This window comes from Roseisolibacter sp. H3M3-2, assembly GCF_029211165.1.
Classification (GTDB): Bacteria; Gemmatimonadota; Gemmatimonadetes; order Gemmatimonadales; family Gemmatimonadaceae; genus Roseisolibacter.
Genome location: NZ_JARGEK010000438.1, coordinates 1 through 3,605 on the forward strand (window position 1 = coordinate 1; position 3,605 = coordinate 3,605).

General features: G+C 76.5%; 4 protein-coding genes. 3 read left to right on the top strand and 1 reads right to left on the bottom strand.

The features are described 5' to 3' along the window. Positions 1-626, top strand: a 626-nt coding sequence (locus PYV61_RS22570; protein WP_275835924.1) for an SDR family oxidoreductase, incomplete at its 5' end; no start/stop codon positions are given. Next, entirely contained in the window at positions 623-1,282 is a 660-nt protein-coding gene (locus PYV61_RS22575; RefSeq protein ID WP_275835925.1) for a hypothetical protein, read from the top strand. The genes PYV61_RS22570 and PYV61_RS22575, both read left to right, overlap by 4 nt. A gap of 202 nt (positions 1,283-1,484) precedes the next feature. Here PYV61_RS22575 and PYV61_RS22580 read toward each other — a convergent pair whose 3' ends face one another. Next, on the bottom strand, positions 1,485-2,441 hold the full coding sequence (locus PYV61_RS22580; protein ID WP_275835926.1) for a proline iminopeptidase-family hydrolase: 957 nt from the start codon (positions 2,439-2,441) through the stop codon (positions 1,485-1,487). 245 nt (positions 2,442-2,686) lie between these two features. Between PYV61_RS22580 and PYV61_RS22585 the strand changes: the two genes are divergently transcribed. Then, positions 2,687-3,580, top strand: a complete 894-nt coding sequence (locus PYV61_RS22585) for a hypothetical protein (protein ID WP_275835927.1) — start codon at positions 2,687-2,689, stop codon at positions 3,578-3,580. Positions 3,581-3,605 lie beyond the last annotated feature (25 nt).

Sequence of the window (3,605 nt, forward strand, 5' to 3'; positions counted from 1 at the left end):
CGCGCGACGCCGGCGGCGCGTCGGTCGCCGTGGCGTGCGACGTCACCGACGACGCGGCGGTGCGCGCGGCGGTCGCCGCCTGCGTCGCCGAGTTCGGGGGGCTCGACTGCGCGGTCAACGCGGCCGGCGTCGGCGGCGCGCAGGAGCCGACGCACGCGTACCCCGAGGCGGCGTGGCACCGCACCCTCGACGTGAACCTCACCGGCGTCTGGCGCTGCCTGCGCCACCAGCTCCCGGCGATGCTCGCGACCGGCGCGCGCACCGGGCGCACGCAGAGCGTCGTCAACGTCGCGTCGGTGGCGGGGCTGGTCGGCTTCCCGCGCCACGCGGCCTACGCCGCCAGCAAGCACGGCGTCGTCGGCCTCACCAAGACGGCGGCGCTCGAGTACGCGCGGCGCGGCGTGCGCGTCAACGCGATCTGCCCCGGCTTCACCGACACCCCGATGGTCGAGCAGCTCACCGGCGACGACCCCGCGCAGGAGGCCGCGCTCGCGCAGCGCCTCCCGATCGGCCGCCTCGGCACCCCCGACGAGATCGCGGCGGCGGCGCTCTACCTCTGCTCCGACGCGGCGGCCTTCATGGTCGGCCACGCGCTGGTGCTCGACGGCGGGATCGTCGCCGGATGAGCGAGCCGCGCGGCGAACGCCGCTACGACGAGCGCGAGGTCGCGCGCATCCTCGAGGGCGCGGCCAGCGAGGAGCGCGCGCTGGTCCGCGCCACCCCGCACGGGCTGACCCTCCCCGAGCTCGAGCAGGTCGCGCGGGAGGCCGGGCTCGACCCGGCGATGGTGCGCCGGTCGGCGCCCGCGGTCGACGCGCCGGCCGACGCGCGCACGCTGGTGGTCGCGCGCCCCCGCCCCGCCGACGCCGCACCCCCCGACGCCGAGCGCTTCCTCGCGGCGGTGCGCGCGGCGGTCGGCGCCGGCGCCATGGGGAGCGTGCAGCCGGTCGGCGGCACCGTCGTCTGGCGCGGCCAGATCGAGGGCCAGCAGGCCGAGGTCGCGCTGAGCGCGTCGGAGGCGCGCGTCGAGGTCGCGCTCGACGGCGCGCGGCAGGCGGCCTACGCCGGCTGGCTCGTGGGCGCGGGCGGCGGCGCCGGCTTCCTCGCCTTCGCCGCGCTCGTCGGCACCATCGGCGCCCTCGCCACCCTCCCCGCGGCAGGCGTCGTCGGCCTCGGCTGGCTCGCGGCGCGGCGGGACTACGCGCGGCGGGCGGCGAGGATCCGGGAGCGGGCGGAGAGTATCGTCGAGAGAATCGGGAGAGACGGGGAGGGCGTGGCCTGATAGGGCGTGGTCAGGTACGGCGTGGTCAGATAGGGCGTGCTCAGGAGGGGCGTTCCCATGAGCGCGATCTCAGGTACGGCGTGACCACCACCTGCCGACCGCAGTTCACGCACTACCTGAGCACGCCGTACCTAAGCACGCCGTACCTGAACACGCCGTACCTGAACACGCCGTACCTGAACACGCCCCATCTGACCACGCCCTACCTGGCCTTCTCCCTCTCTGCCTCGCGCAGGAACCCCCGCACCGCCGCCGCCGTCGCCGCCGGCTCGTCGTTCATCATCCCGTGCGCCGCGCCGGGGATGATCGCGACCCGCGCGCCCGGGATCCGCGCGCGGAACGCCTCCATCGTCGCCGGCCGCGCCTCGTCGAACTCGCCGGCCATCAGGAGCACCGGGAGGCGCAGCTCGCCAAGGCGCGCGGTGCGGTCGTAGTCGCGCAGCGTGCCGGTGGCGCTGAACTCGGAGGGGCCCCACATCGCGCGGTACATGCGGTCGTTCCCCGACGACCCCGCGCAGTCGGCGTCCGCGGCCGGCGACGGCGCGCGGCGGCGGTTGAAGCGCACCGAGAAGCTGTCGTTCGCCGCCGCGAACGCGCGCGTGTCGTAGCGCCCGCTCGCCTCCGCCTCGGCGATCGCGCGCCGCTCCGGCTCCCCGAGCTGCGCCACCAGCGCGCGCGCGTCGGCGAGCCACGCCGGCGTGCTGAGGAGGGGGCCGGCGAGCGTCACGCTGCGCACCCCCTCGCTCCCCCGCGTCAGCAGGTACTCCGCGGCCACCGTCCCGCCCCACGAGTGGCCGAGCAGGTGCACCTCGCGCAGCCCGAGCTGCCGCCGGATTGCGGCCACCTCCTCGACGAAGTGGGCGACGTTCCAGTACGTCGTGTCGGCCGGCCGCTCCGAACGCCCCGTCCCGAGCTGGTCGTAGAAGATCACCGGCCGCTCGTCGGCCAGCGCGCGCAGCTCGTACAGCCGGCACGCGCGCCCCCCCGGCCCGCCGTGGATCAGCAGGAGCGGCGTCCCCGGCCCGCTCCCGACGACGCGATACCAGATGCGTCCGCCCGGGACCTGCAGCATCCCGTCACCCGGGGTGAGTGGGCGGGGCGCCGCCCGGCAGGCGCCGACGACCGAGACGAGCAGGAGGAAGCGACCGATCGCGCGCACGGCGAGGCGGGTACGGGGGCAACCACTTGTCGGTGAATCGGATGCAACGGATCAGATCGGATCCGTCAGATCCGATTCCCCTGCTGTTGACTGGCCCGAGAAGGTACGCCGCGCCACACGGCCGTGCACGCTGCGGCACGTGATCCGGCGCACATCGGCGCCCCGCGTCGTGGCTCGCATCTCGCCATTGCTGGGCTGGGTCCGGCGGCGTCGTCTCGCCGCCCCCAAACCCGCAGGAGCCCGCGATGCCCCACCGTCCGTCCGCCCTGACCCTTCTCGCCGCCGCCGCGCTCGCCGCGGGGTGCGACGTGCAGTCGTCCGACGCCGGGTCGCGCCCCGCCCAGACCGCGCAGGGCGCGGGGGGCGAGGTCGACCGCAGCTGGACCGCCCCGACGCTCGCCGCCGTCGCGGGCGTCCCCGCCGCCGAGCTGACGACCGCGCTGACGTCCCGCCTCGGCGCCGCGCGCCCCGACGGGCTCAGCGCCGGCCAGTGGCGGCGCGTGAACGCGCTCTACCAGCGCTTCGGGTCGACCACGCTCTGGATGGACGAGGACGGCCCCGACCGCGCCCGCGCCACCGCCCTCCTGCGCGCCCTCGTCGACGCCGACCAGGACGCGCTCCAGCTGAACGAGTACCCGCTCCCGGCCCTCGCCGCCGCGCTCGGCGCGCTCAAGCAGGGGCGCCCGACCGCGCAGCAGCTCGCCGACGCCGACGTCCTCATGACCTCGGCGTTCACTGCGCTCGCCGAGGACCTGGTGACGGGGCAGCTCGACCCCAGCGCGGTCACCGAGGACTGGCACATCCGCACGGAGGAGAAGGCGATCGACACCGCGCTCGTCCGTGCGCTGCAGGAGCCGGCCACCGACCAGGCGCTCGACCGCCTGCGCCCGGCGGACCCCGACTACGCGGCGCTGCGGCAGGCGCTGGTGCGCTACCGCCAGGTCTCGGCGGCCGGCGCGTGGCCGACCGTCCCGTCGGGGCGCGCGCTCAAGCCCGGCGAGCCCGACGCCGCCGCGCGCCTGCAGGCGCTGCGCGCCCGGCTCACCGCCGAGGGGTTCCTCGACGGCGACTCGGCGGGCGCCAACGCGCCGCGCACCGGCGACACCGCGGTCGCCGCCAGCGCGCAAGTCGGATCGTAGCCATGTCGTTCTGTGAGCCAAGGAG